This is a genomic window from Salibacterium lacus (genome assembly GCF_042684865.1).
Lineage (GTDB): Bacteria > Bacillota > Bacilli > Bacillales > Marinococcaceae > Salibacterium > Salibacterium lacus.
This window is the reverse complement of the sequence record NZ_JBHUML010000002.1, coordinates 1186343-1208766: the sequence shown is the minus strand read 5'-3', so window position 1 is coordinate 1208766 and position 22424 is coordinate 1186343. Positions and strand designations below refer to the sequence as shown.

Here is a 22424-nt window from a genome sequence, read left to right as displayed (position 1 = left end):
CCTATACAATAATATATTTTTTTCATAGGATCTATAGAAATCGCTAAAGGAGGGGTTTATATGCAGCAAAACCCAAAACTAACAAAAATGCTGGTGAAACGTCTAATGAAAAAACACGGACTGGAACAGTCTATGACAGAACTTACGGAAGAGGAAAAAAGTGAATTGAGAGAGGTCATTCAGGAATGTCAGGATAGGGTGGATCAGTTTATTTCCAGTGGACAGATCAATGATGAATCAGTGGAAAAAGAGAAAAAATAAGCATTTATATCAGGAAGGTTGTCCAATCCTCTATACAGATTCTTCATAGAATAGTATAGAAAGGAGGAATATAAATGGAAAGAAATACTCGAACAAGAGAAAAAGATAGAAAAAGAAATGATAGAAAGTGGAATGCCTTGGAGAGTTCTTCTGAAAATTGCTGCGGTGGCAGCGGTGACAGCACTCAGCACGGAGAGCAGACCAATAAAACCATTCAATTGTCAGAAGAGTATATCGAAATTATCGACTGTTGTGATGTCAATATATCAAATACTGACATTAAAGGTGCTCTAAACGTGCAGGCAGGTCTTCAAGCTGCTATTTTAATTCTTATAACTGTTTCTATCGGCGGGAACTCGGAACGGGCAGAAGCTTTTACGCAGGATTTAATTCAATCTGCTAAAATCAAACAGCAGACGTATCAGCATATGTATATTGAAAACAGCCGAGGCGTCACGATGGACATGAGGGACACTCAATTGGCGGTTAATATTCAGTTACTTCTGCAATTATTGATCGCTGTAGCTGCAGCGCTTAATATCCTGTAATAAAATAGAGCGGAATGTGAAAGAAAACTCTTTCACATTCCGCTTCTTTTTTTAAAATGATGAAGGGGTGTTTGTTCACAGAATATTAAAATTTTAACTGTTATGTGATAACATGTGTGTATTGCTGTAAAGGAGGAATTTGATGGCATTCGGAAAGTACATACTGTCTGCGGTAATTTCAGGGGCGTTGTTTACTTCGACCGCAGCTGCAGCTGACGATTTTTCTGATATGGGTTCGAATTTTTGGGCCGGGTCAGAGATAGAGTATCTGGCAGAAGAGGGGATCATTTCAGGATACGAAGACGGAACATTCCGTCCCGGCGAACCGGTGACACGAAGTCAGGCCGCTTCTATGATTACAGAGGCGTTTCACTTGGAAACGACAGACCGTCCGGAAGCTGATTTTACAGATATAGGACCGGGTTATTATGCGTATGAAACAGCAGCGGCAGTTCAAGATGAAGGCATTATCAATGGAAATAACGGACGTTTCATGCCTAATGACTTCTTAACCAGAGGACAGATGGCAGCTGTGCTGAACCGTGCGTCAGAAGAAATCGCCTATGAAGGAAATCAGACTTCTTTTGAAGATATGGAAGATGGAGACGTGTTTTACGAGGATGTCCAGGCCATTGCTTCCCATGACATTACAACCGGGTACGCAGACGGTACCTTTGGACCGAATGACGACACGACAAGAGCCCAGTTTTCGGTGTTTTTAGCGAGGGCTCTGGATGACTCCCCGGTTACAGAAGATGAAAGTAATAATCCTGAGCCGGAATCAGACAGTACGGAACTTGAGGCCCATTTCATTGACGTTGGACAGGGAGACAGTATCTTTGTCGAGTATCCAAATGGGAAGAATATGCTCGTGGACGGTGGCAAGAGAGCGGCTGGAGAGAAGGTTGTTTCCTATCTTGAAAACGAAGGGGTCTCTACCATTGATCACTTGATTTCCACTCACCCGGATGCCGATCACATAGGTGGATTAATCCAGGTGCTGGAGGAGATGGAAGTGAATCATGTTCTCACCAGCGGCAAGGATCACACTACCCAGACGTATGATGACTACCGCTCCCATCTTAGTCAGGAGGGGCTTTCCTACAATACTCCCGCAGAAGGAGAGACGCTGGGGATAGGGTCAGACGTAACAACCAAAGTGCTGAACACCGCCCCGTCATCAAGTAACAACAATGAAGCATCCGTCGTGTTGAAACTTACGTACGGAGAAAATGACCTTCTTTTGACAGGGGATGCCGGCGTGGAGCAGGAACAGAATATGATGAATGAGTTTGATGTGGAAGCAGAAATTCTAAAAGCGGCTCATCACGGATCCGATTCGTCGAGCAGTACGGCCTTCCTTGAAGAAGTGGATCCGGAAGCTGCTGTTCTTTCCTACGGGGAGGAAAACCGCTACGATCACCCTGCTTCCTCTGTTGTGACCAACCTCCGTAATGACAATGCAGACATTTATTCCACGGCTGCCGAAGGTGATGTTGTGTTCTCCATCACAGAAGGCAATTATGAAGTTACAGCTTCACCTTGGGAAGGAAGCGGAAATAAAGATGATACAGAACCTGCACCAACACCGGAACCCACTCCCGAGCCGGAAGAACAGCAGGGAACCGTTAATGTAAATACTGCGGGGTATGAAGAACTGCAGAACATCACAGGAGTCGGTCCTGCGATTGCAGAGAACATTATCAATTACAGAGACGCAAACGGACCGTTTGAAACGATGGAAGAGCTGGACAATGTGTCTTACATCGGCCCGGCAACGATTGAGGAAATGCGGCCGGATGTCACTCTTGGTTAAAGCTTTCCGTTAGTAATTCCTGCAGAGGCGGACATCCATTCCGTTACAGTCCTGCTGTGATGAAAACACAGGCTGAAACGGCATCAGATGTCCGCCGTTTTTTGCAGGAATAAATTGATTTGTCAGGACGCTGCCTATACAATGGGAACGGATCTATAACCGATACGGCAGCACGTTTTCTGAATCGAAAGGGATGACATTCATGAATGAAGAGCAATTAGTGACCCATCAAAAACAGTACTTCCATGACCTGTACAGCAGGTATGATCTTTATGAAAAAGGCTCCTGGCTGGAAAAACCATCACCTTTTATTCAACGTTATATCCCGGTCATTCAACGAGTTCCGGACAGCCGTGTGCTCGATCTCGGCGCCGGGCCGGGCAGACATGCGTTGTCTATTGCCGGTGCTGCTGCTTCTGCAAATACAGAAGTGACAGCAGTGGATCACCTTCCTCTTGCGGTGGAACAGCTTGAAACGAACAGCCGCCGCTTTGGAGTGGAAGCAAACATCAGACCGATGCATGACAAAGCGGAGAACGTTACGATACAAGAGCAGTATTACCACTGGATACTGGCCGTTCACCTGCTCGAACACATTCCTTCCCCGGAACAGAGGGAGCTCCTCCTGTCCCGGATCGAAGCCGGTGTGGTATATAAACGATACGTCACCATCGTGATGAACACCGATCAATCAGAAGACACCCTCCCGGAACCGGCATGGAATCCGGCGGCAGAAGAAGCATCCAAGGTACTGCGGAAAGCATTCGCCTCCTGGAGAGTTGCTGCAGAAAAAATAGACAAACAGACCGGGTATAACACCCTCACTTTCCTTGCTCAAAAAGAATAAAATTTTTTTAAGAGAGATAATCAGACAAAAAGATTGACAAATAAACGGTGTAACCGCATTCAATATGTATATTTCTTTTTGAATCGTCTAACAATTTTTAAAAAGGGATTGACCAAAGGCTTTAACCGGAGTATTATAAACGTCAAACACGTAATTGACACGGATAATTTTCAGAATAACCATGCATTTACGTTACCGTTTAATATTGAAGGAACATCAGAGGTGATCGGGCATGGGGGAACAATGGATTTATCTGGACGGAGAATTTGTTGAAAAAGAAAATGCGAAGATTTCCGTTTTTGATCATGGTTTTCTCTATGGTGACGGCGTGTTTGAAGGGATCCGTGTTTACAACGGAAATGTCTACAAACTCGATGAACACCTTATCCGCCTTTATAATTCCGCAAAATCGATTATGCTCGACATTCCTTATACGAAACAGGAAGTCACAGACATTATCGTGGAGACACTGAAAAAGAACGAACTGCGTGACGCATATATCCGCCTTGTCGTATCCCGCGGAGTCGGGAATCTCGGGCTTGACCCGGCGTCGTGCGCGCGTCCCCAGATTGTTGTCATTGCGGAGAAACTCGCTATTTATCCGAAAGAGTTTTATGATAAAGGACTGGATATTGTCACCGTTGCAACAAGAAGAAACCGCCCGGATGTATTGAGCCCTAAAGTGAAATCATTGAACTATTTAAATAACATTCTTGTGAAGATTGAAGCCGGTCTCGCCGGTGTGAACGAAGCGTTGATGCTGAATAACGAAGGGTATGTGGCGGAAGGCTCCGCCGACAACATTTTCATTCTGCGCGGAGGAGTGCTGTATACCCCTCCTGGTTATGTGGGAGCTCTTGAAGGAATTACCCGTCAGGCCATTGTTGAACTTGCCGGTGAAATGGGTTATGATTTAAGAGAAGAACCTTTTACGCGGCACGATGTATACACAGCCGATGAAGTATTTCTTACCGGGACTGCTGCTGAAGTCATTGCTGTCATCAAAGTGGACGGCCGCATTATCGGCGACGGGAAACCAGGCTCTGAAACGCAGCGGATTCTGGAAGCATTCCGTGAGAAAGTGGAAATGGACGGCGTAAAGATTGAAGCGTCCCGTTCAGAAATGGAAATAGGCTGAAACAGCCGGGGACAATTCCTGCTGGATATATGATAACAACTAAATGATGAAATACGCTGAAGAGGACCATTAGTCTGCATTCCGGTCTTTACAGAGATCCGTGGAAGCTGAGAAACGGAACTGCCGCTGTAGATGAACTCCCCTCTGAGTGCCTGTGTGAAAGCTTAACTGCCGGTAATACAGGCCGGGTGCAGTAACACGTACACTTCACCCGTTATCATAACAGGCAGAACACAGCAGTCGTTCTGCCGCCGAGGCGGTCTTAACCGCAAAAAAGGGTGGTACCGTGGAAAAAAAGTCTTTCCGCCCCTTTAACTGGATTCATTCTGGTTAAAGGGCGGAAAGACTTTTTTATTTCAAATGTTTTAAGAACGAAACAAAACCAGGTATAAGGAGGAAGCAGAGATGGGACCAGAGACAAAAGAAATGCAGGGCCGCGAGCTTAAAGATGAAAACCAGGAAATGACGGGAGCCAGCATGCTTATTCAGGCGCTTGCCCGTGAGAATGTCGATGTCATCTTCGGCTATCCGGGTGGTGCCAACTTAACCACGTACGATGAAATTTACAGAACAGGAATGCATCATGTGCTTGCCCGCCATGAGCAGGGAGCGGTGCATGCAGCAGAAGGGTATGCCAGAGTTTCCGGAAATCCCGGAGTCTGCGTCGTCACCTCAGGTCCCGGGGCAACCAACGTTGTCACAGGCATTGCCGATGCCATGATTGACTCGCTTCCTCTCGTTGTTATTACCGGTCAGGTGGCAACCAATGCAATCGGTACGGACGCCTTTCAGGAGGCAGACGTTATCGGAGTGACGATGCCGATCACAAAACACAATTTTCAGGCCCGGGAAGTGGAGGATCTTCCGCGGATGATCAAAGAAGCCTTCCACATTGCTTCCACCGGACGCCCCGGTCCTGTACTAATCGATCTGCCAAAGGACATTGCGGCAGCTTCGGGTTTTTTCAACTATGACCAACCGGTGGAGCTTCCCGGCTATCAGCCGACTGTCATTCCCAACAAGCTTCAAATCAAGAAGCTTGCCGATGCGGTAAGTGAAGCAGATAGACCGGTTGTTCTGACCGGCGCCGGTGTGCTTCATGCACACGGGTCAGATGAACTGTACGACTATATAACGAAACAGCAGCTCCCTGTTGCCAGCACACTGCTTGGTCTCGGTGCTTTCCCGGGAACCCACGAACTATTTCTTGGTATGGTCGGTATGCATGGTACCTACACCGCGAACATGGCTCTGCATGAATCCGATCTTTTAATCAGTATCGGTGCACGTTTTGATGACAGGGTGACGGGCGCACTTAAGCACTTCGCGCCGAATGCCAAGGTCGCCCATATTGATATCGATCCGGCCGAAATCGGCAAAAACATCGAAACACAGATTCCTGTAGTGGGGGATGCAAAAGAAGCACTGCGGATGCTCAATGAATATAACGGCACCCCCGGCGAATTTTCGGAATGGAAACAACAGCTCCAGGGATGGCAGGAAGAATACCCGCTCTGGTATCACGAAGAGAAAGATCTTCTTAAACCACAGCATCTCATGGAAATGATTTATGAAGAAACAAAAGGGGAGGCTGTTGTCACGACAGACGTTGGACAGCATCAGATGTGGGCCGCCCAGTACTATAAATTTGACCGGCCCGACTGCTGGGTAACTTCCGGCGGCCTTGGCACCATGGGCTTTGGTTTTCCATCAGCCATCGGCGCGCAGTTTGCTGCACCGGACCGGCAGGTTGTAGCAGTGCTCGGCGATGCCGGATTCCAGATGACGGCACAGGAAATGTCTATTCTGCAGGAATTAAACCTGCCGGTAAAAATCATTCTCGTGAACAATGCTTCTCTCGGTATGGTCCGCCAGTGGCAGGAATTATTCTATGAACAGCGCTATTCAAACTCTGTCTTTCCGATCCAGCCGGACTTTGTAAAGATGGCTGAAGCCTATAACATCAAAGGCTGGAAAATAGAGAATCCGGGTGACATGCAGGAGGTGTTGCGTGAAGCGCTTGCCCACCCCGGCCCGGTGCTGATGGACTGCCGGGTGGAAAAAGAAGAGAATGTCTATCCAATGATCGCGCCCGGAAAAGGCCATCATGAAATGGAGGGAATTAAACCGTGAAACGAACCATCATTGCAACAGTAAATAATAACTCAGGTGTGATGAACCGGATCACTGGGTTGTTTGCCCGGAGGCAGTTCAATATTGAAAGCATCACCGTCGGCATGACGGAAAATCCTGAAATTTCGCGCATGACGTTTGTGGTAAACGTTGATAACGAGCGCGGACTTGACCAGGTGATCAAGCAGCTCAACAAACAGGTGGATGTACTCAAAGTGCGGGATATTACCGATGATTCGATTATTGCAAGAGAGCTGGCGCTTATAAAAGTTGTCGCCGCTCCGCAGCATCGAGGAGAAATATCAGCACTTGCCGAGCCGTTCCGCGCAACGGTGGTGGATGTCGGCCGCGAGAGCATCACACTCCAGGTGACAGGAGATCAACAGAAAGTGGAAGCCTTAATAGACCTTTTGAAACCATATGGAATTAAAGAACTGGCCCGTACCGGCATCACCGCTTTCAAACGCGGAGCTGTAAAAAGTGATTTTGAAACGCCGAAACATTCCATCTTAAATTAATCTACAATTTTACTACAGAAAAAGGAGAGATTTGATTATGGCTAAAGCACTTTATAACGGAGATATTAACGAGGGAATTCTGCAGAACAAAACGGTAGCGGTAGTCGGATACGGCTCCCAGGGTCATGCCCACGCGAAAAACATGAGGGAAAGCGGCGTTCACGTGATCATTGGACTTCGTAAAGGCAAGTCCTGGACAAAAGCAGAAGAAGACGGTTTTGAAGTATATACTGTCAATGAAGCAGCCCGCAAGGCTGATGTTATTATGATTCTGCTTCCGGATGAGCACCAGACGGCCACCTACGAAAATGAAATCAAACCTGAGCTCAACCCTGGGAAAGCTATCGCATTTGCGCACGGTTTTAACATTCACTTCAGCCAGATTGTTCCTCCGGAAGATATTGATGTATTCATGATCGCGCCGAAAGGACCGGGACACATCGTCCGCCGCGTATTTGAAGATGGTGCAGGCGTTCCTTCCCTTATCGCGGTGTATCAGGATGCCACCGGCCAGGCAAAAGACATCGCTCTCGCCTATGCCAAGCAGATTGGAGCAGGACGTGCCGGAATTATGGAAACGACGTTCCAGGAAGAAACAGAAACCGACTTGTTCGGAGAGCAGGCTGTTCTGTGCGGAGGTACGTCCGCCCTTGTCAAAGCCGGATTTGAAACATTGGTGGAAGCAGGCTATCAGCCGGAGGTCGCCTACTTTGAATGCCTTCATGAAATGAAACTAATCGTGGATCTGATGTATGAAGGAGGTCTGGAAGGCATGCGCTACTCCATTTCAGACACTGCCCAGTGGGGAGATTTCCAGGCAGGGCCGCGCATCATTACGGATGAAACAAGACAAACCATGCGTAATATACTCTCCGACATCCAAACCGGCCGCTTTGCAAAAGGTTGGATTCTCGAAAATCAGGCTAATCGTCCGGAATTTAATGCAACCAATGCGCGGGAAAACAGACATCAAATTGAAGAAGTCGGCCGTGAACTGCGTGAAATGATGCCGTTTGTCGGCAACAAATAGAAAGGAGTGGTGGCAAGTGCGGAAGGTCAATGTTTTTGATACAACGCTTCGTGACGGGGAACAGGCCCCTGGTGTGAATTTCAATTTTGATGAAAAGATGCAGATTGCCTCCCAGCTGGAACGCCTCGGTGTCGATATCATCGAGGCCGGATTCCCGGCATCATCCAACGGTTCGTTTGAATCAGTGAAAAATATCGCTGATACAGTAAAGGGAAGTTCTGTCACAGGCCTTTCCCGCACCGTGACGAAAGATATCGATACAGCCTGGGAAGCGTTGAAAGGCGGTGAAGAGCCGAGACTGCACATCTTTATCGGAACGTCACCGATTCATATGGAGCATAAGCTCCGCATGACCCCGGAGCAGGTGATAGAAAGCTCTGTGGAAGCGGTGAAGCATGCGAAGAAGAAATTCCCGCATGTGCAGTGGTCTGCCGAAGATGCCTGCCGCTCCGATCTTGACTTTCTCGTGAAGATCATTGAAAAAGTTATCGACGCCGGCGCTGAAGTGATTAATCTGCCGGACACCGTCGGATACGTCACCCAGGATGAAATCCGCCACCTTTTCCGTTATATCAAGGAAAACGTTCCAAACTCGGATAAAGCGATATTGTCCACGCACTGTCACGATGACCTCGGTATGGCCACGGCCAATTCCCTGGCTGCACTGGAAGCTGGAGCAGGTCAGGTGGAAGGAACCATTAACGGTATCGGAGAACGCGCCGGAAATGCTTCACTCGAAGAAATTGCTGTAGCACTGAAGATCCGCAATGACTACTATAAGGCCGAAACCGGTCTGACTCTTAATGAAATTAAACGCACCAGCACGATGATCAGTAAACTGTCCGGTATGATGGTTCCCAGCAATAAAGCGGTCGTCGGGGACAACGCCTTTGCCCATGAGTCCGGAATCCATCAGGATGGTGTGCTAAAAAACAGCTCCACCTACGAAATCATCACCCCTGATCTGGTCGGAGTGAATGCCAATCGTATGGTACTCGGCAAATTGTCTGGACTTCATGCATTCAAAAATAAAATCGAAGCACTCGGATACCAGGCGTCGGAGGAAGAACTCAAAAAAGTGTTTAAGGAATTTAAATCACTGGCGGACAAAAAGAGTGAAATCACCGATGAAGATATTATGGCCTTGATGTCTGAAGAAAAAGCCGGGGAATCCGTCAGTCACTACGAAGTGGAGACACTGCAGGTGAATTACGGCACCACCAACATTCCAACGGCGACTGTCACGCTGAAGAATCCGGATGGTGAAACCATTCAGGAGGCAGCAACGGGATCCGGCAGTGTGGAAGCTGTATATCAAACCATTGAACGAATGATTGGAGGACATGCGGATCTGAAAGATTACCGCATTCAGTCCATTACCGGCGGACGTGATGCTCTTGCTGAAGTGTATGTTCTGATGGATTATGAAGGAGAAGAAGTATCCGGACGCGGTACCGCAAATGACGTTCTGGAAGCTTCCGCCCGGGCTTATATCAATGCAATCAACCGTGCCCTCAACTATCAGGACGGACGCGATCTTCAGGCCGAAAAAGTTAATGTGTGACGCCGGCCGGCAACGAAAGCTGTAAGGGAGAGAAGAGGATGAAGAAAACAATTACCGTTCTTCCGGGAGATGGAATAGGCCTGGAAGTCGTGAACGCAACAACCGCTGTACTGGATAAAGTCGCAGAGATGTACGGTCATGAATTTGAGTACAAGTATGCCGATATCGGAGGCTCAGCCATCGATAAACATGAAAACCCTCTTCCGCCGGAAACGGTGGATACCTGCAAAAGCAGTGACGGTGTTCTGCTCGGAGCGGTGGGTGGTCCCAAGTGGGATAACCATCCTTCCGGAATGCGCCCGGAGCAGGGACTCCTCGGCATCCGCAAAGCTCTTCAGCTTTTTGCGAACCTTCGCCCCGTGACCGGCCATGAAAGTTTAACGGACTCTTCCAGTCTGAAAAAAGAAGTGGTCGACAATGTGGACTTGATGATTCTGCGGGAACTGACTGGAGGTATTTATTTTGGCACACCGCAGGAACGCAGGGAAGTAGATGGAGAAGAAGCAGCTCTTGATACGATGATTTACAAAAAATCCGAGATTGCAAGAATTGTCCGGCAGGGCTTTGAAATGGCAAAGCTCCGCCGCGGAAAACTCACATCGGTGGATAAAGCCAATGTGCTGGAATCGAGTCGTCTCTGGCGTGAAACGGTGGAAGAAATCAAAGGAGATTATCCGGAAGTAGAAGTCGAACACATGCTGGTCGATAATGCTGCGATGCAGATTATCCGTGAGCCGAAACAGTTTGATGTAATGGTGACCGGTAATATGTTTGGCGACATCTTAAGCGATGCGGCCTCCATGCTCACCGGCTCACTCGGCATGCTGCCGTCGGCAAGTATCGGGGAACAGGCACCGGGGCTTTATGAACCGGTTCACGGGTCCGCCCCCGATATTGAAGGGCAGAACAAAGCCAATCCGCTTGCTATGATTTCTTCGGCAGCCATGATGCTTAAGTATTCCTTTAAAATGACAGAAGAAGCTGATGCTCTGGATCGGGCGGTGTCTGACGTACTGAGTGCCGGCCATCGTACAGGTGATATCGTGAAAGAAGGAGAAAACGCGCTGTCTACAGATGAAATGACTGATAAAGTAATCGAAGTACTGAAAAAATAACCGGTAAAACCGGGGAAGGTAAAGTGAGGGAAGCGGAATGAAGCCAAAAACAATCATTGAAAAAATCTGGGATAACCATAAGGTACACTCAGAAGATGGGAAACCGGACTTGATGTATGTGGATCTGCAGATGGTACACGAAGTGACATCTCCGCAGGCATTTGAAGGACTGCGTCTTTCAGGACGGAAAGTCCGGCGTCCGGATTTGACATTTGCTACGATGGACCATAACGTTCCAACCGAAAACAGGTCCTCGATCACAGATGCCGTTTCCAAAAAGCAGATGGAAACACTGACAAATAACTGTAATGAATTTGGTGTGGAAATTGCAGATTTAAACAGCCCGAATAATGGAATTGTCCACATCATAGGTCCTGAACTGGGGCTCACCCAGCCGGGTAAGATTATTGTGTGCGGGGACAGTCATACGTCTACCCACGGCGCGTTTGGTGCGCTTGCTTTTGGTATCGGTACGAGTGAAGTGGAACACACACTGGCCACCCAGACGTTATGGCAGTCACCGCCCAAAACAATGGAAGTACGCGTTAACGGCCGTTTGAACCCGGGGGCCACGGCGAAGGATATTATTCTTGCTGTGATCGCTAAACACGGGGTTGATTTTGGTACCGGTCATGTCCTCGAATACACCGGCGAAGCTATCCGCGGTTTAACGATGGAAGAACGGATGACCATCTGTAACATGTCCATTGAAGCGGGAGCAAGAGCTGGTCTGATCAGTCCCGACCAGGTGACGTTCGATTATCTGGAAGGACGCAGACGTGTACCTGAAGGCGATGCATTCAACCGGAAAGTTGAAGAATGGCAGGCCCTTGCCACCGACGAAGGTGCGGAATACGACGCTGTTGTGGAAATTGACAGTGAAGAAATTGAACCGATGGTCACATGGGGCACCAACCCGTCCCAGGGTGTCGGCATTCATGGAACCGTTCCTTCACCGGAAGATGCGGAATCAAGTGCAGATCGCAAAGCCATTGAGCAGTCGCTTGAATATATGGATCTGGAACCTGGCACGAAGATGACAGATATCCACATTCAGCACGTATTTCTTGGTTCCTGTACCAATGCACGTATCAGCGATCTCCGTGCCGCTTCCAAAATTGCAGAAGGCCGGACCGTAGCAGATGGTGTGCGTGCTATGGTGGTTCCGGGATCGCAGCAGGTGAAAATGCAGGCAGAAGAAGAAGGACTGGATAAAATCTTTAAAGATGCAGGTTTTGAATGGAGAGAGTCCGGCTGCAGCATGTGTCTGAGCATGAACCCCGATTTTGTTCCGGAAGGCCAGCGCTGCGCGTCCACGTCCAACCGTAACTTTGAAGGACGTCAGGGCAAAGGTGCAAGAACACATCTGGTCAGTCCTGCTATGGCAACTGCTGCCGCTATTGCCGGCCGGTTTGTTGATATCCGGTATCTGGATGAAGCAGTAACAAACTAATAATCTATGAAAAAGAGGGGGAACAAAAATGGAACCACTCGTGAAACACACGGGGAATACAGCGGTTCTGCCACGTGTCAATGTGGATACGGACCAAATTATTCCAAAACAGTTTTTGAAACGTGTGGAGCGCACCGGCTTCGGTCAGTTTCTGTTTTTTGACTGGCGTTTTCTGGAAGACGGAAGCGACAATCCGGACTTTGAGTTGAACCAGCCCCAGGCTGAAGGGGCGACCGTCCTGCTTGCCGACCATAACTTCGGAAGTGGATCTTCCCGTGAGCACGCTCCGTGGGCCCTGCAGGATTATGGATTCCGGGTTATCATCGCACCGAGTTTTGCAGACATTTTCTACAGTAACTGCTTCAAAAACGGTATTCTGCCGATACGTCTGGATGAAGAAAAAGTGTATCGGCTGATGGAAAAAGGGAAGAATCAGAAATATGAGGTGATGGTTGATCTTCCAAACCAAAAAATCACCGATGAACAAGGTTTTGAAGAGACGTTTGAAATCGATAATTACTATAAGGAAATGCTCGTTAATGGTTGGGATGAGATCAGCATTACACTGCAGTATGAAGATAAGATCGATGAGTTTGAGAAAAGCATGAACGTATAAATAAAACTCTTTCCTTAACGAGAATATTCGTGTACGCTCAAGTACCAGGATAAAACAAAAAGGCAGCCTGCGCAGGCTGCCTTCTTTTTCCTAACCATCACGAGCAGGAAAGGGGGAGTGCAGCATGAAAGAAAAAAAAGATCCGGAGCATAATGTCATTTCTTTTCCCGGCTCTGCGGATCGATTATCGACGCAGGGGCTGGAGGCGCTGAAAGCAGGAAACAAAGAAGAAGCAGTGAGCTTTTTTAAGGAAGCATTGCAGCACGATACCTTTCATGAAGAAGCATCTTATGGTCTGCTTCTCGGATTTGCAGAAACCGGAAGATTGACAGAAGGCGTCAGACTGGCGGAAGATTTGATGGACAGGAACAATGACAACTATTTCGAGGTGCTCCAGGTATATGTTTCGCTGCTCGCCCAGGCGGGGGAATATCAAAAAGTAGTAACAATCCTCGAAGGTGTTCAGGAAGAACACCGCTTTCCGGCAAAGATGGCAGAACAGCTGTTTGAACTGCTTGAGTTGTCACGCACCATGGCTGAAACAACGGAGGAGCCTGATGTGGAAGAGGCACTGCCGGACCGCGACTGGAACACCGAGCTGAAGTCAGAAGGTGCGGAATATAAGTTATCCATTCTTCAGGAAATGAAAGAATACCCTTCTGCTTTCGTGGTGCCATCGGTGGAGATACTGCTCACCGATCCGGAAATATCTCCTCTGTTAAAGAGTATGCTTTTGTTTTTACTGAAGGATTTTCATATAGACCGGGAAGTCGTTATTACGAAACTTGAGCGCACGGGCACCTTTATTCCTGCTTCTCTTCCTTCACTGGAAGGCAGTTCCGTGTACATAAAAGCAGGGAGTTTTCTCCATGACGCCCTGGGTCACGAGGAGCCGGTCCTGCTTGAACACAGCCTGGAACTGCTGAAGGAACTGCTGTTGTATTATTATCCATTTCCACCGCCTCTGCGGATGGATGGACTGGCTGCGGTCGTTCATGCAGAAGCGGCAGGACGGATCGGGTACTCCGTTGAAATAGAAGATGCAATATCTCATTACAATATTTCCAGGGAAACTTTTTGTGAAGTGAAAGAAGAATATGATACATTAAAAACCGAAATATCACATGTATAAAGGCTTCTTTATTCCGCTGAAAGCCGGATAGTCCTTTATGAACAGAAATCTGTATTCAATCAGGCTTCCTTATGGCGTTTATTCATTGAAATGAATAGTTGATATGTTATAATAAGGAGGTTGTGAATACGGAGATAACCTATGAAACTTGGAGGGAAAGATAAATGAGCGCTGAGAATGCCAATTGGGAAAAACAAGAAGGGAACCAGGGCGTCCTGACAATCGAAGTCGATTCCGAAAGATTTGATGAAGCACTCGATCAGGCGTTTCAAAAAGTAAGAAAAGAGGTGAATGTTCCTGGTTTCCGTAAGGGGAAGATACCACGCAAGTTGTTTGAACAGCGTTTTGGTGTAGAGTCTCTTTATCAGGATGCAGTGGATATTGTACTGCCGGAGGCTTATTCCGAAGCTGTCCAGGAAACGCAGATTGAACCGGTCGATCAGCCGGATATTAATATTGAAGAAATTGAAAGAGGAAAAAATCTGGTCTTCAAAGCAACCGTTACCGTAAAACCGGAAGTAGAGCTGGGTCAGTATAAAGAGCTGGAAGTGGAAGAATTCGACACTTCCGTTTCTGAAGAAGACGTACAGGCAGAACTCGACAAACTCAAGGAACAGCAGGCAGAGCTTGTTGTTGTTGAGGACGGTGAAGTGCAGGACGGAGATACCGTTGTCATGGACTTCAAAGGTTATGTAGACGGTGAAGCGTTTGAAGGCGGCGAAGCGGAGAATTATTCGCTCGAAATCGGATCCGGTCAGTTTATTCCCGGGTTTGAAGAACAGATCACCGGCATGACTCCTGGTGAGGAAAGAGATATTACGATTACCTTCCCGGAAGAGTATCATTCAGAGGAACTCTCCGGAAAAGAAGCTGTGTTTTCTGTGAAGATTCACGATATCAAACGCAAAGAACTTCCTGAAATGGACGACGAATTCGCTAAAGATGTGGATGAAGACGTCGAGACGTTTGATGAACTGAAGAAAAAACAGGAAGACAAGCTCAAGCATGATAAAGAGCATGAAAAAGAACATCATGAACGTGATACAGTCGTTGAAAAAGCGGCGGAAAATGCTTCTGCCGATATTCCGGATGCGATGATTTCCTCAGAATCAGACCGCATGATGCAGGAATTCGATCAACGCCTGCAGTCACAGGGCATGTCTCTTGATATGTATTATCAAGTAGCAGGTACGGACGAAGAAGGCATGAAAGAACAGTTCAAAGGCGAAGCGGAAAAACGGGTGAAAATGAACCTCACTCTTGAAGCTGTGGCAGAAGCGGAAAACGTCGAAGCTGACGACGATGACGTGGAAAAAGAACTGGACAAGATGGCCGGCACGTATCAGCGGGATAAAGAAGAAATCCGGCAGCTTCTCGCTATGCAGGGCGGTACGGATGCGCTGAAAGACGATCTCAAGATTCAGAAGGCGATTGACTTTCTCGTAGAAAACAGCAAGACCGTGCCGAAGTCCGAAGAAAATGAGAGCGAAGCAGAAGAGACCGAATAAAGTAAATTAAACCCTAAAAGCGTGATGAAGCTTTTAGGGTTTTTCATAACACAAGAAATAAAAAACCGGAGGCCGTCCGGGCGGAAAAAGGTCTGGCATATCATTAATTTTGTGAAAAAAGAAGGAATGCTGCACTTCATGGTTGAATATATATGAGGAAAGTGTCTATGATATAAGAGGTGTTTCTACATAAGATGCGGCATAATATCCGTTTTTCCAGCCGTATTGTTTCAAGTCGGGCCAGAGTGTATGATACAATGCAGAACATAATCATATACTATGGTCATTATGTACTCGAAGAAAAAGTTCGGTATAACATGGAAACCATTCAAATGATTGTACTGAAACGGAAAAGTTCGTGTACAATATCCATGTAAGGGGTGAGAAAATGTTTAAGTTCAACGAAGAGAAAGGACAATTGAAATGTTCTTTCTGCGGAAAGACACAGGACCAGGTGAGAAAATTAGTCGCTGGACCCGGCGTTTATATATGCGATGAATGCATCGAGCTGTGTACGGAAATTGTAGAAGAAGAACTTGGCACAGAAGAGGAAGTGGAACTCGAAGAACTTCCGAAACCAAATGAGATCAATGTGACGCTTGACGATTATGTCATCGGTCAGGAAAAAGCGAAACGTTCTCTGGCTGTAGCGGTCTACAACCACTATAAAAGGGTGAACTCCGCAGCAGCGAAACAGCAGGGTGATGTAGAACTTGCTAAAAGTAACATCTGTATGATCGGACCTACCGGAAGCGGAAAAACGTTGATGGCACAGACGCTTGCAAGAATACTGAACGTTCCGTTTGCCATGGCGGATGCTACATCACTGACTGAAGCCGGCTATGTCGGAGAAGACGTGGAAAACATTCTGCTGAAACTGCTTCAGGCAGCCGATTATGACGTGGAGAAAGCTGAAAAAGGGATTATTTATATCGATGAGATTGATAAAGTAGCCCGTAAATCAGAGAATCCATCCATCACAAGAGATGTTTCCGGAGAAGGCGTGCAGCAGGCGCTCCTGAAAATTCTTGAAGGGACAACGGCAAGCGTTCCTCCGCAGGGCGGCCGTAAACACCCTCATCAGGAGTTCATTCAAATTGACACATCGAACGTTCTCTTTATCTGCGGCGGCGCATTCGACGGGATTGATCAGATTGTGCAGGAACGCCTTGGTAAACAGGTAATTGGTTTCGGTTCTGAATCGGAAAAAGCCGATATGGACAAAGATGAATATATGAGCCGTATTCTTCCGGAAGATCTTCTCCGCTACGGTTTGATTCCGGAATTCATCGGACGCCTTCCGGTTATTTCGAGCCTTTCCGAACTTGACGAAAATGCGCTCGTAGATATCCTCACGCAGCCGAAGAATGCACTTGTGAAGCAGTACCAGAAGCTTCTCGAAATGGATGACGTGGAACTGGAATTCACAGATGAAGCTCTCCGCGAAATTTCCCGCGAAGCTATCGAGCGCAAAACCGGAGCCCGTGGTCTTCGTTCCATTATTGAAGGCATCATGCTCGACATCATGTATGATCTTCCGAATAAAGAAAACATTGCTGTCTGTACCATTACAGCAGAAGCTGTAACCGATGATGTATCTCCGGTTCTTAAAACACACGACGGCAAAGAAGTTTATCTGGAAAGCAAAGCACCTAGAGAAAGCGCCTGAAATTAAGGCAGAACGGTCCAGCCGAAGCTCGGCTGGACCGTTCACTTTTATCGGCCTCCGGCATGTGGAAAGACAAGGAAGCCTCCAAACCGCACACTTCCTGAAAAGAAACCCTCCGCTTTGCATGTTCAATGGCAGACAGCGGCATACTAAATCAGGGAAGACGGCAAGGAGGCTTAAAGCAAATGAATCTGATGATGGTAGTACTTATTGTTCAAATGATATTCGGGGTCGTTATCGGACTTTACTTCTGGAATCTGCTCAGGCAGCAGCGTGCAGGTAAAACAGCGGTTCAACGGGATTCCAAAAAAGAAATTGAACAGCTCAGCCGGATGCGTTCTATTTCGCTGTCCCAGCCGTTGACAGAAAAAGCCCGTCCTGCAGCATTAACTGATATCATCGGGCAGGAAGAAGGAATCAAAGCGCTCAAAGCAGCGCTGTGCGGAGAGAACCCGCAGCATGTTCTGCTGTACGGACCGCCCGGCATTGGCAAAACGGCAGCGGCCAGGCTCGTGCTTGAAGCCGCTGCACGCAATCCGGCTTCTCCGTTTAAGAGAGATGCCGCGTTTGTGGAAATAGATGGAGCAACGTCCCGTTTTGATGAACGCGGTATTGCCGATCCTTTGATCGGATCGGTGCATGACCCGATTTACCAGGGCGCAGGGGCAATGGGCCAGGCGGGGGTCCCCCAGCCCAAGCAGGGGGCAGTTACAAAGGCTCACGGCGGTATGCTGTTTATCGACGAGATAGGCGAACTGCACAGCATACAGCTGAATAAACTGCTGAAAGTACTGGAAGACCGGAAAGTGTTTCTGGAAAGTGCGTATTACAGTGAAAGCAATCCGCAGATTCCAACGTATATCCATGACATTTTTAACAATGGACTGCCGGCCGACTTCCGCCTTGTAGGAGCGACGACAAGGCAGCCGCATGAGCTGCCTGCCGCGCTGCGTTCCCGCTGCATGGAAATATACTTCCGGCCGCTGGATGACTCAGAGGTTCGGGAGATTGCATTTCAGGCCGGGGAAAAGAGCGGGGTTCAGCTTACCGAAGAAGCGTTGTATTTAATTTCCCGCTTTGCCGGTAACGGCCGGGAAGCAGTTCATATCGTGCAGATTGCGGCAGGGGCGGCTAAGGAAGACAAACGCACTGTGCTGGGGCCAAATGATATAGAGTGGGTCCTGCAGGCAGGACGGCTGGAACCAAAACCAGGCCGGTCTATGCAGCACAAGCGCTTTGTCGGAATAGTGAACGGGCTTGCCGTAACGGCGGCTGGAGCCGGTATGATCCTTGATATTGAATCCGCGGCGAAAAAAGGCACCTACCCGGGTAACGTCACAGTAACCGGAATCATGGAAGAAGAAAATCACGGAACGCCTGTTTATTCCACCCGCAGGAAAAGCCTGGCTAAAAGTTCAGTCGAAAATGTAGTTACGGTGCTCCAGACGATGCATCTGCCGGTGAAGGAATATGATATTCACGTAAATTTTCCCGGGGGGATTCCAGTCGATGGTCCTTCAGCCGGTTCAGCCATTCTGCTTGCTGTTTACTCAGCGGTGAAGCAGGTGAAAGTAAAGCCGCTCACAGCTGTAACAGGAGAGGTTGGAGTACGGGGGGATATAAAACCCGTCGGAGGAGTGCCGGAAAAAATTGATGCAGCATTTAAGGCAGGGGCACAGGTGGTGTTCATCCCGCAAGAGAATGACCGCTCCTCCTTTCACGAGCAGGAACAGGGTACGGTTATTCCTGTAGCGCGGGTGGAAGAACTGCTGAAAAAAGCACTCCTTCCCGATGAAGAGGCAGAAGAGACCGCTCCCGGGTTCGCCATACCGTCCGGTGATTCCCCGATTTCCTATCATGAAACCGGGGAATCCGGAATTAGACAAATGAATGAAAAATAGGATAAAATGAAACCATCATGCAGTAGAAAAGAAAAAGCGCACGATGCTGTGCTGTTTTATAGAGAAACAGGCCCGCGACGAAGCAAGATGAAAGGAAGCGGGTCTTTTTTTAAAAAGGGAAGAGGATACTTTTTCTTTCCTTCCGGATTTTCCGGATAGGCAGAAAATATATAAATTGCAGCGTTATAAGGTCCGTGTCCAGGATGCCTGCGCTTTTCTTTTTTTACATATCTACAGTGATGGAAATGAACTGAAAAAAATGGAGGTATTGCCGGTGGAACAAGAAAACCGAAAGATTCCGCTGCTTCCGCTGCGGGGACTTCTTGTATTTCCGACGATGGTACTGCATCTGGATGTCGGCCGTGAAAAATCGGTGCAGGCTCTGGAACAGGCAATGGTTGATGACAGCGAAATTATGCTGACCAGCCAGATTGATTTATCCATTGACGAGCCGAGTGAACAGGATATGTATCATATTGGTACGCATGCGAAAGTGAAACAGATGCTGAAGCTGCCGAATGGAACAATCCGTGTACTCGTAGAAGGACTGGCACGAGCGGAAATCAGCCGCTTTTTAGAGCGGGAAGATTATTTTGAAGTGGAAATGAAAAGGCTCGAAAACGAAGAAAATGAGTATGACTCTGAAGAACTGGCTTTGATGCGCAATGTGATAGAACAGTTTGAGCAGTATGTGTCGATCTCCAAAAAGGTATCGAATGAAACCCTGCAGTCCGTACAGGATATTGCAGAACCGGCGCGGCTGGCGGATGTCGTTTCATCCCACCTCCCTTTGAAAATCGCGGAGAAACAGAAGCTTCTTGAGACGGTACCGGTGCATGACCGTCTGATGAAAATACTGGAAACGCTCAATAATGAAAAAGAGGTCCTGGGCCTCGAAAAGAAAATCGGGCAGCGCGTGAAAAAATCCATGGAAAAGACACAGAAAGAGTACTATCTCCGGGAGCAGATGAAAGCCATTCAGAAAGAACTCGGCGATAAAGATGGCAAGACAGGGGAAGTAGAGGAGCTTAAACAAAAAATAGAAGACGCCGGCATGCCGGAAAATGTGAAGGAAAAAGCCTATAAAGAAATGGACCGTTACGAAAAAATGCCGTCTTCTTCGGCAGAGAGTTCGGTTATCCGCAATTATATCGAATGGCTTACTGTCGTTCCGTGGACGGAGGAAACCGAAGACCGTCTGGATATCAACCACGCCCAGGATATTCTCGATGAAGACCACCACGGTCTCGACCAGGTGAAAGAACGGGTTCTTGAATATCTTGCTGTGCAGGAGATGACCCAGTCCCTGAAAGGGCCGATTCTATGTCTTACCGGTCCGCCTGGAGTCGGGAAGACATCGCTTGCTCGTTCTGTCGCACGCGCGCTGGAACGGAATTTCGTACGGATGTCCCTTGGCGGCGTACGGGATGAAGCGGAAATCCGCGGCCACCGCCGCACCTATGTAGGAGCGATGCCGGGGAGGATTATTCAGGGCATGAAAAAGGCCGGCTCGACCAACCCGGTATTTCTGCTTGATGAAATCGATAAAATGGCCAGCGATTTCCGTGGTGATCCTTCTGCGGCAATGCTCGAGGTGCTGGATCCGGAACAGAACAACTCGTTTAGTGATCATTTCATTGAAGAACCGTATGATTTATCCAAAGTGATGTTCATCACGACGGCCAACAACGTGTCCACGATTCCCGAGCCTCTTCTTGACAGAATGGAGTTTATTTCGATTGCCGGCTATACGGAAGTGGAAAAACTGGGAATTGCCAAAAACCACCTGCTCCCGAAACAGACGGCAGAGCATGGATTGTCGAAAGGAAAAATTCAATTTAAGGAAGACGCCCTTCTGAAAATCATCCGTTACTATACGAGAGAAGCAGGAGTGCGGAGTCTTGAACGGGAAATCGCCAACGTCTGCCGGAAAGCAGTGAAACGTATCATTTCCGGAGAGCGTAAACGAGTCATTGTGACCGTGAATACGATAGAAGATATGCTTGGACAGCCTAAATACAGATACGGAAAAGCAGAAGAAACCGACCAGATCGGGGCGGCTACAGGTCTTGCCTATACAACAGCCGGAGGAAACACGCTTTCCATTGAAGTGTCGCTTGCACAGGGCAAAGGAGAGCTGACTCTGACAGGAAAACTCGGTGATGTAATGAAAGAATCAGCCCAGGCTGCATTCAGTTATATCCGTTCGCGTTCGGAGGAGTTGAAGATTGACGAGGATTTCCACGAAAAATATGATATCCACATTCACGTACCTGCAGGGGCGACTCCAAAAGACGGGCCTTCCGCAGGTATAACGATGGCAACGGCCCTGATTTCGGCGCTGACAAAAAGAGTTGTCAAAAAAGAAGTAGGTATGACCGGGGAAATCACCCTGCGGGGACGGGTGCTGCCAATCGGCGGCCTGAAAGAAAAAGCAATGAGCGCGCACCGTGCAGGTCTTGAAACTATTATTATACCGGAAGAAAACAAAAAAGATATTGAAGATGTACCGGAAAGTGTAAGAAAAGGTCTTACCTTTATTACGGTTTCACATCTGGATGAAGTATTGGCATATGCATTGGGGGAGGAAAATGAAAGTAAATGAAGCGGAGCTCTTGATTAGTGCTGTCCGGCAGGATCAGTATCCAAAGAATGGTCTGCCCGAGATTGCTCTGGCGGGACGCTCCAACGTCGGGAAATCATCATTTATTAACACACTGGTTACACGCAAAAACCTGGCCCGGACTTCAAATAAGCCGGGAAAAACGCAGACACTGAATTTTTATGAACTCGAAGGTAAGCTGATGTTTGTGGATGTACCAGGCTACGGCTATGCCAAAGTTTCAAAATCGGAGCGGTCGGCATGGGGAAAAATGATGGAGACGTACTTTTCCTCCAGAGAAAACCTGCGCGGAGTGGCGATGATTGTCGACTCGAGACACTCGCCGAGCGCGCTGGACATTCAGATGTACAAGTATCTTAAACAGTTTGAACTGCCCGTTCTTGTCATTGCGACAAAAGCCGATAAAGTATCAAAAAACAAACGTCCGAAACACGTCAAGCACATCAGAGAAACACTGGAGCTGGAGAAAGCAGATGATATTGTCCTGTTTTCAGCAGAAACGGCGCAGGGGAAAGAAGATGCCTGGAAATTAATCCAGGCTATGGTGTAAGT

At 47.9% G+C, this 22424-nt stretch carries 18 protein-coding genes; all 18 read left to right on the top strand.

Going from position 1 to position 22424, the window contains the following annotated elements; all coding sequences use genetic code 11:
* Positions 1-60 precede the first annotated feature (60 nt).
* The 18 genes from ACFSUB_RS06990 to yihA all read left to right on the top strand — a co-directional run bounded on the left by ACFSUB_RS06990 (position 61) and on the right by yihA (position 22422).
* Positions 61-261, top strand: coding sequence for a hypothetical protein (locus ACFSUB_RS06990; RefSeq protein WP_380712471.1), 201 nt, complete (start codon positions 61-63; stop codon positions 259-261).
* A 74-nt stretch (positions 262-335) separates the two neighbouring features.
* Entirely contained in the window at positions 336-809 is a 474-nt protein-coding gene (locus ACFSUB_RS06985; RefSeq protein WP_380712470.1) for a spore coat protein, read from the top strand.
* Positions 810-951: 142 nt separating this feature from the next.
* Positions 952-2625, top strand: a complete 1674-nt coding sequence (locus ACFSUB_RS06980; RefSeq protein WP_380712469.1) for an S-layer homology domain-containing protein — start codon at positions 952-954, stop codon at positions 2623-2625.
* Between the two features lie 202 nt (positions 2626-2827).
* Positions 2828-3472, top strand: a complete 645-nt coding sequence (locus tag ACFSUB_RS06975; RefSeq protein WP_380712468.1) for a class I SAM-dependent methyltransferase — start codon at positions 2828-2830, stop codon at positions 3470-3472.
* Between the two features lie 232 nt (positions 3473-3704).
* Positions 3705-4610 (top strand): branched-chain-amino-acid transaminase, encoded by a 906-nt coding sequence (gene ilvE / locus ACFSUB_RS06970; RefSeq protein WP_380712467.1) that lies wholly within the window; start codon positions 3705-3707, stop codon positions 4608-4610.
* Positions 4611-5015: 405 nt separating this feature from the next.
* The gene (gene ilvB / locus ACFSUB_RS06965) at positions 5016-6743 is read left to right on the top strand and encodes an acetolactate synthase large subunit (RefSeq protein ID WP_380712466.1); all 1728 of its coding nucleotides are present in this window, start codon (positions 5016-5018) and stop codon (positions 6741-6743) included.
* Positions 6740-7261, top strand: a complete 522-nt coding sequence (gene ilvN, locus ACFSUB_RS06960) for an acetolactate synthase small subunit (RefSeq protein ID WP_090927066.1) — start codon at positions 6740-6742, stop codon at positions 7259-7261. Before ilvB ends, ilvN begins: the two co-directional genes overlap by 4 nt.
* A gap of 37 nt (positions 7262-7298) precedes the next feature.
* Complete coding sequence (ilvC, locus tag ACFSUB_RS06955; RefSeq protein ID WP_380712465.1) at positions 7299-8291, top strand: ketol-acid reductoisomerase; 993 nt, start codon at positions 7299-7301, stop codon at positions 8289-8291.
* On the top strand, positions 8275-9855 hold the full coding sequence (locus ACFSUB_RS06950; protein ID WP_380712464.1) for a 2-isopropylmalate synthase: 1581 nt from the start codon (positions 8275-8277) through the stop codon (positions 9853-9855). The genes ilvC and ACFSUB_RS06950 overlap by 17 nt, the downstream gene beginning before the upstream one ends.
* A 38-nt stretch (positions 9856-9893) precedes the next feature.
* Positions 9894-10970: a 3-isopropylmalate dehydrogenase gene (gene leuB, locus ACFSUB_RS06945; RefSeq protein ID WP_380712463.1), complete on the top strand. Its 1077-nt coding sequence runs from the start codon at positions 9894-9896 to the stop codon at positions 10968-10970.
* A gap of 37 nt (positions 10971-11007) precedes the next feature.
* Complete coding sequence (gene leuC / locus ACFSUB_RS06940; protein WP_380712462.1) at positions 11008-12423, top strand: 3-isopropylmalate dehydratase large subunit; 1416 nt, start codon at positions 11008-11010, stop codon at positions 12421-12423.
* 28 nt (positions 12424-12451) lie between these two features.
* The gene (gene leuD / locus ACFSUB_RS06935; RefSeq protein ID WP_380712461.1) at positions 12452-13039 is read left to right on the top strand and encodes a 3-isopropylmalate dehydratase small subunit; all 588 of its coding nucleotides are present in this window, start codon (positions 12452-12454) and stop codon (positions 13037-13039) included.
* Between the two features lie 124 nt (positions 13040-13163).
* Positions 13164-14171: a tetratricopeptide repeat protein gene (locus ACFSUB_RS06930; RefSeq protein WP_380712460.1), complete on the top strand. Its 1008-nt coding sequence runs from the start codon at positions 13164-13166 to the stop codon at positions 14169-14171.
* A 164-nt stretch (positions 14172-14335) separates the two neighbouring features.
* A complete protein-coding gene (gene tig, locus ACFSUB_RS06925; RefSeq protein ID WP_380712459.1) occupies positions 14336-15679 on the top strand; it encodes a trigger factor in 1344 nt (447 codons plus the stop codon).
* A 388-nt stretch (positions 15680-16067) separates the two neighbouring features.
* Positions 16068-17348: an ATP-dependent protease ATP-binding subunit ClpX gene (clpX, locus tag ACFSUB_RS06920; RefSeq protein WP_380712458.1), complete on the top strand. Its 1281-nt coding sequence runs from the start codon at positions 16068-16070 to the stop codon at positions 17346-17348.
* A 185-nt stretch (positions 17349-17533) separates the two neighbouring features.
* Positions 17534-19249, top strand: a complete 1716-nt coding sequence (lonB, locus tag ACFSUB_RS06915) for an ATP-dependent protease LonB (protein ID WP_380712457.1) — start codon at positions 17534-17536, stop codon at positions 19247-19249.
* Between the two features lie 274 nt (positions 19250-19523).
* A complete protein-coding gene (lon, locus tag ACFSUB_RS06910; RefSeq protein WP_380712456.1) occupies positions 19524-21854 on the top strand; it encodes an endopeptidase La in 2331 nt (776 codons plus the stop codon).
* On the top strand, positions 21841-22422 hold the full coding sequence (gene yihA / locus ACFSUB_RS06905) for a ribosome biogenesis GTP-binding protein YihA/YsxC (protein WP_380712455.1): 582 nt from the start codon (positions 21841-21843) through the stop codon (positions 22420-22422). The genes lon and yihA overlap by 14 nt, the downstream gene beginning before the upstream one ends.
* Positions 22423-22424: the final 2 nt, after the last annotated feature.

What these genes read in the sequence shown, in the direction of transcription:
- ACFSUB_RS06930 (WP_380712460.1), top strand. Translation starts at nt 13,164, where the DNA reads ATGAAAGAAAAAAAAGATCCGGAGCATAATGTCATTTCTTTTCCCGGC.
- leuB (WP_380712463.1), top strand. Translation starts at nt 9,894, where the DNA reads ATGAAGAAAACAATTACCGTTCTTCCGGGAGATGGAATAGGCCTGGAA.
- ACFSUB_RS06980 (WP_380712469.1), top strand. Translation starts at nt 952, where the DNA reads ATGGCATTCGGAAAGTACATACTGTCTGCGGTAATTTCAGGGGCGTTG.
- ACFSUB_RS06990 (WP_380712471.1), top strand. Translation starts at nt 61, where the DNA reads ATGCAGCAAAACCCAAAACTAACAAAAATGCTGGTGAAACGTCTAATG.
- ilvC (WP_380712465.1), top strand. Translation starts at nt 7,299, where the DNA reads ATGGCTAAAGCACTTTATAACGGAGATATTAACGAGGGAATTCTGCAG.
- yihA (WP_380712455.1), top strand. Translation starts at nt 21,841, where the DNA reads ATGAAAGTAAATGAAGCGGAGCTCTTGATTAGTGCTGTCCGGCAGGAT.
- ilvB (WP_380712466.1), top strand. Translation starts at nt 5,016, where the DNA reads ATGGGACCAGAGACAAAAGAAATGCAGGGCCGCGAGCTTAAAGATGAA.
- leuC (WP_380712462.1), top strand. Translation starts at nt 11,008, where the DNA reads ATGAAGCCAAAAACAATCATTGAAAAAATCTGGGATAACCATAAGGTA.
- ACFSUB_RS06985 (WP_380712470.1), top strand. Translation starts at nt 336, where the DNA reads ATGGAAAGAAATACTCGAACAAGAGAAAAAGATAGAAAAAGAAATGAT.
- lonB (WP_380712457.1), top strand. Translation starts at nt 17,534, where the DNA reads ATGAATCTGATGATGGTAGTACTTATTGTTCAAATGATATTCGGGGTC.
- ilvE (WP_380712467.1), top strand. Translation starts at nt 3,705, where the DNA reads ATGGGGGAACAATGGATTTATCTGGACGGAGAATTTGTTGAAAAAGAA.
- tig (WP_380712459.1), top strand. Translation starts at nt 14,336, where the DNA reads ATGAGCGCTGAGAATGCCAATTGGGAAAAACAAGAAGGGAACCAGGGC.
- clpX (WP_380712458.1), top strand. Translation starts at nt 16,068, where the DNA reads ATGTTTAAGTTCAACGAAGAGAAAGGACAATTGAAATGTTCTTTCTGC.
- ACFSUB_RS06975 (WP_380712468.1), top strand. Translation starts at nt 2,828, where the DNA reads ATGAATGAAGAGCAATTAGTGACCCATCAAAAACAGTACTTCCATGAC.
- leuD (WP_380712461.1), top strand. Translation starts at nt 12,452, where the DNA reads ATGGAACCACTCGTGAAACACACGGGGAATACAGCGGTTCTGCCACGT.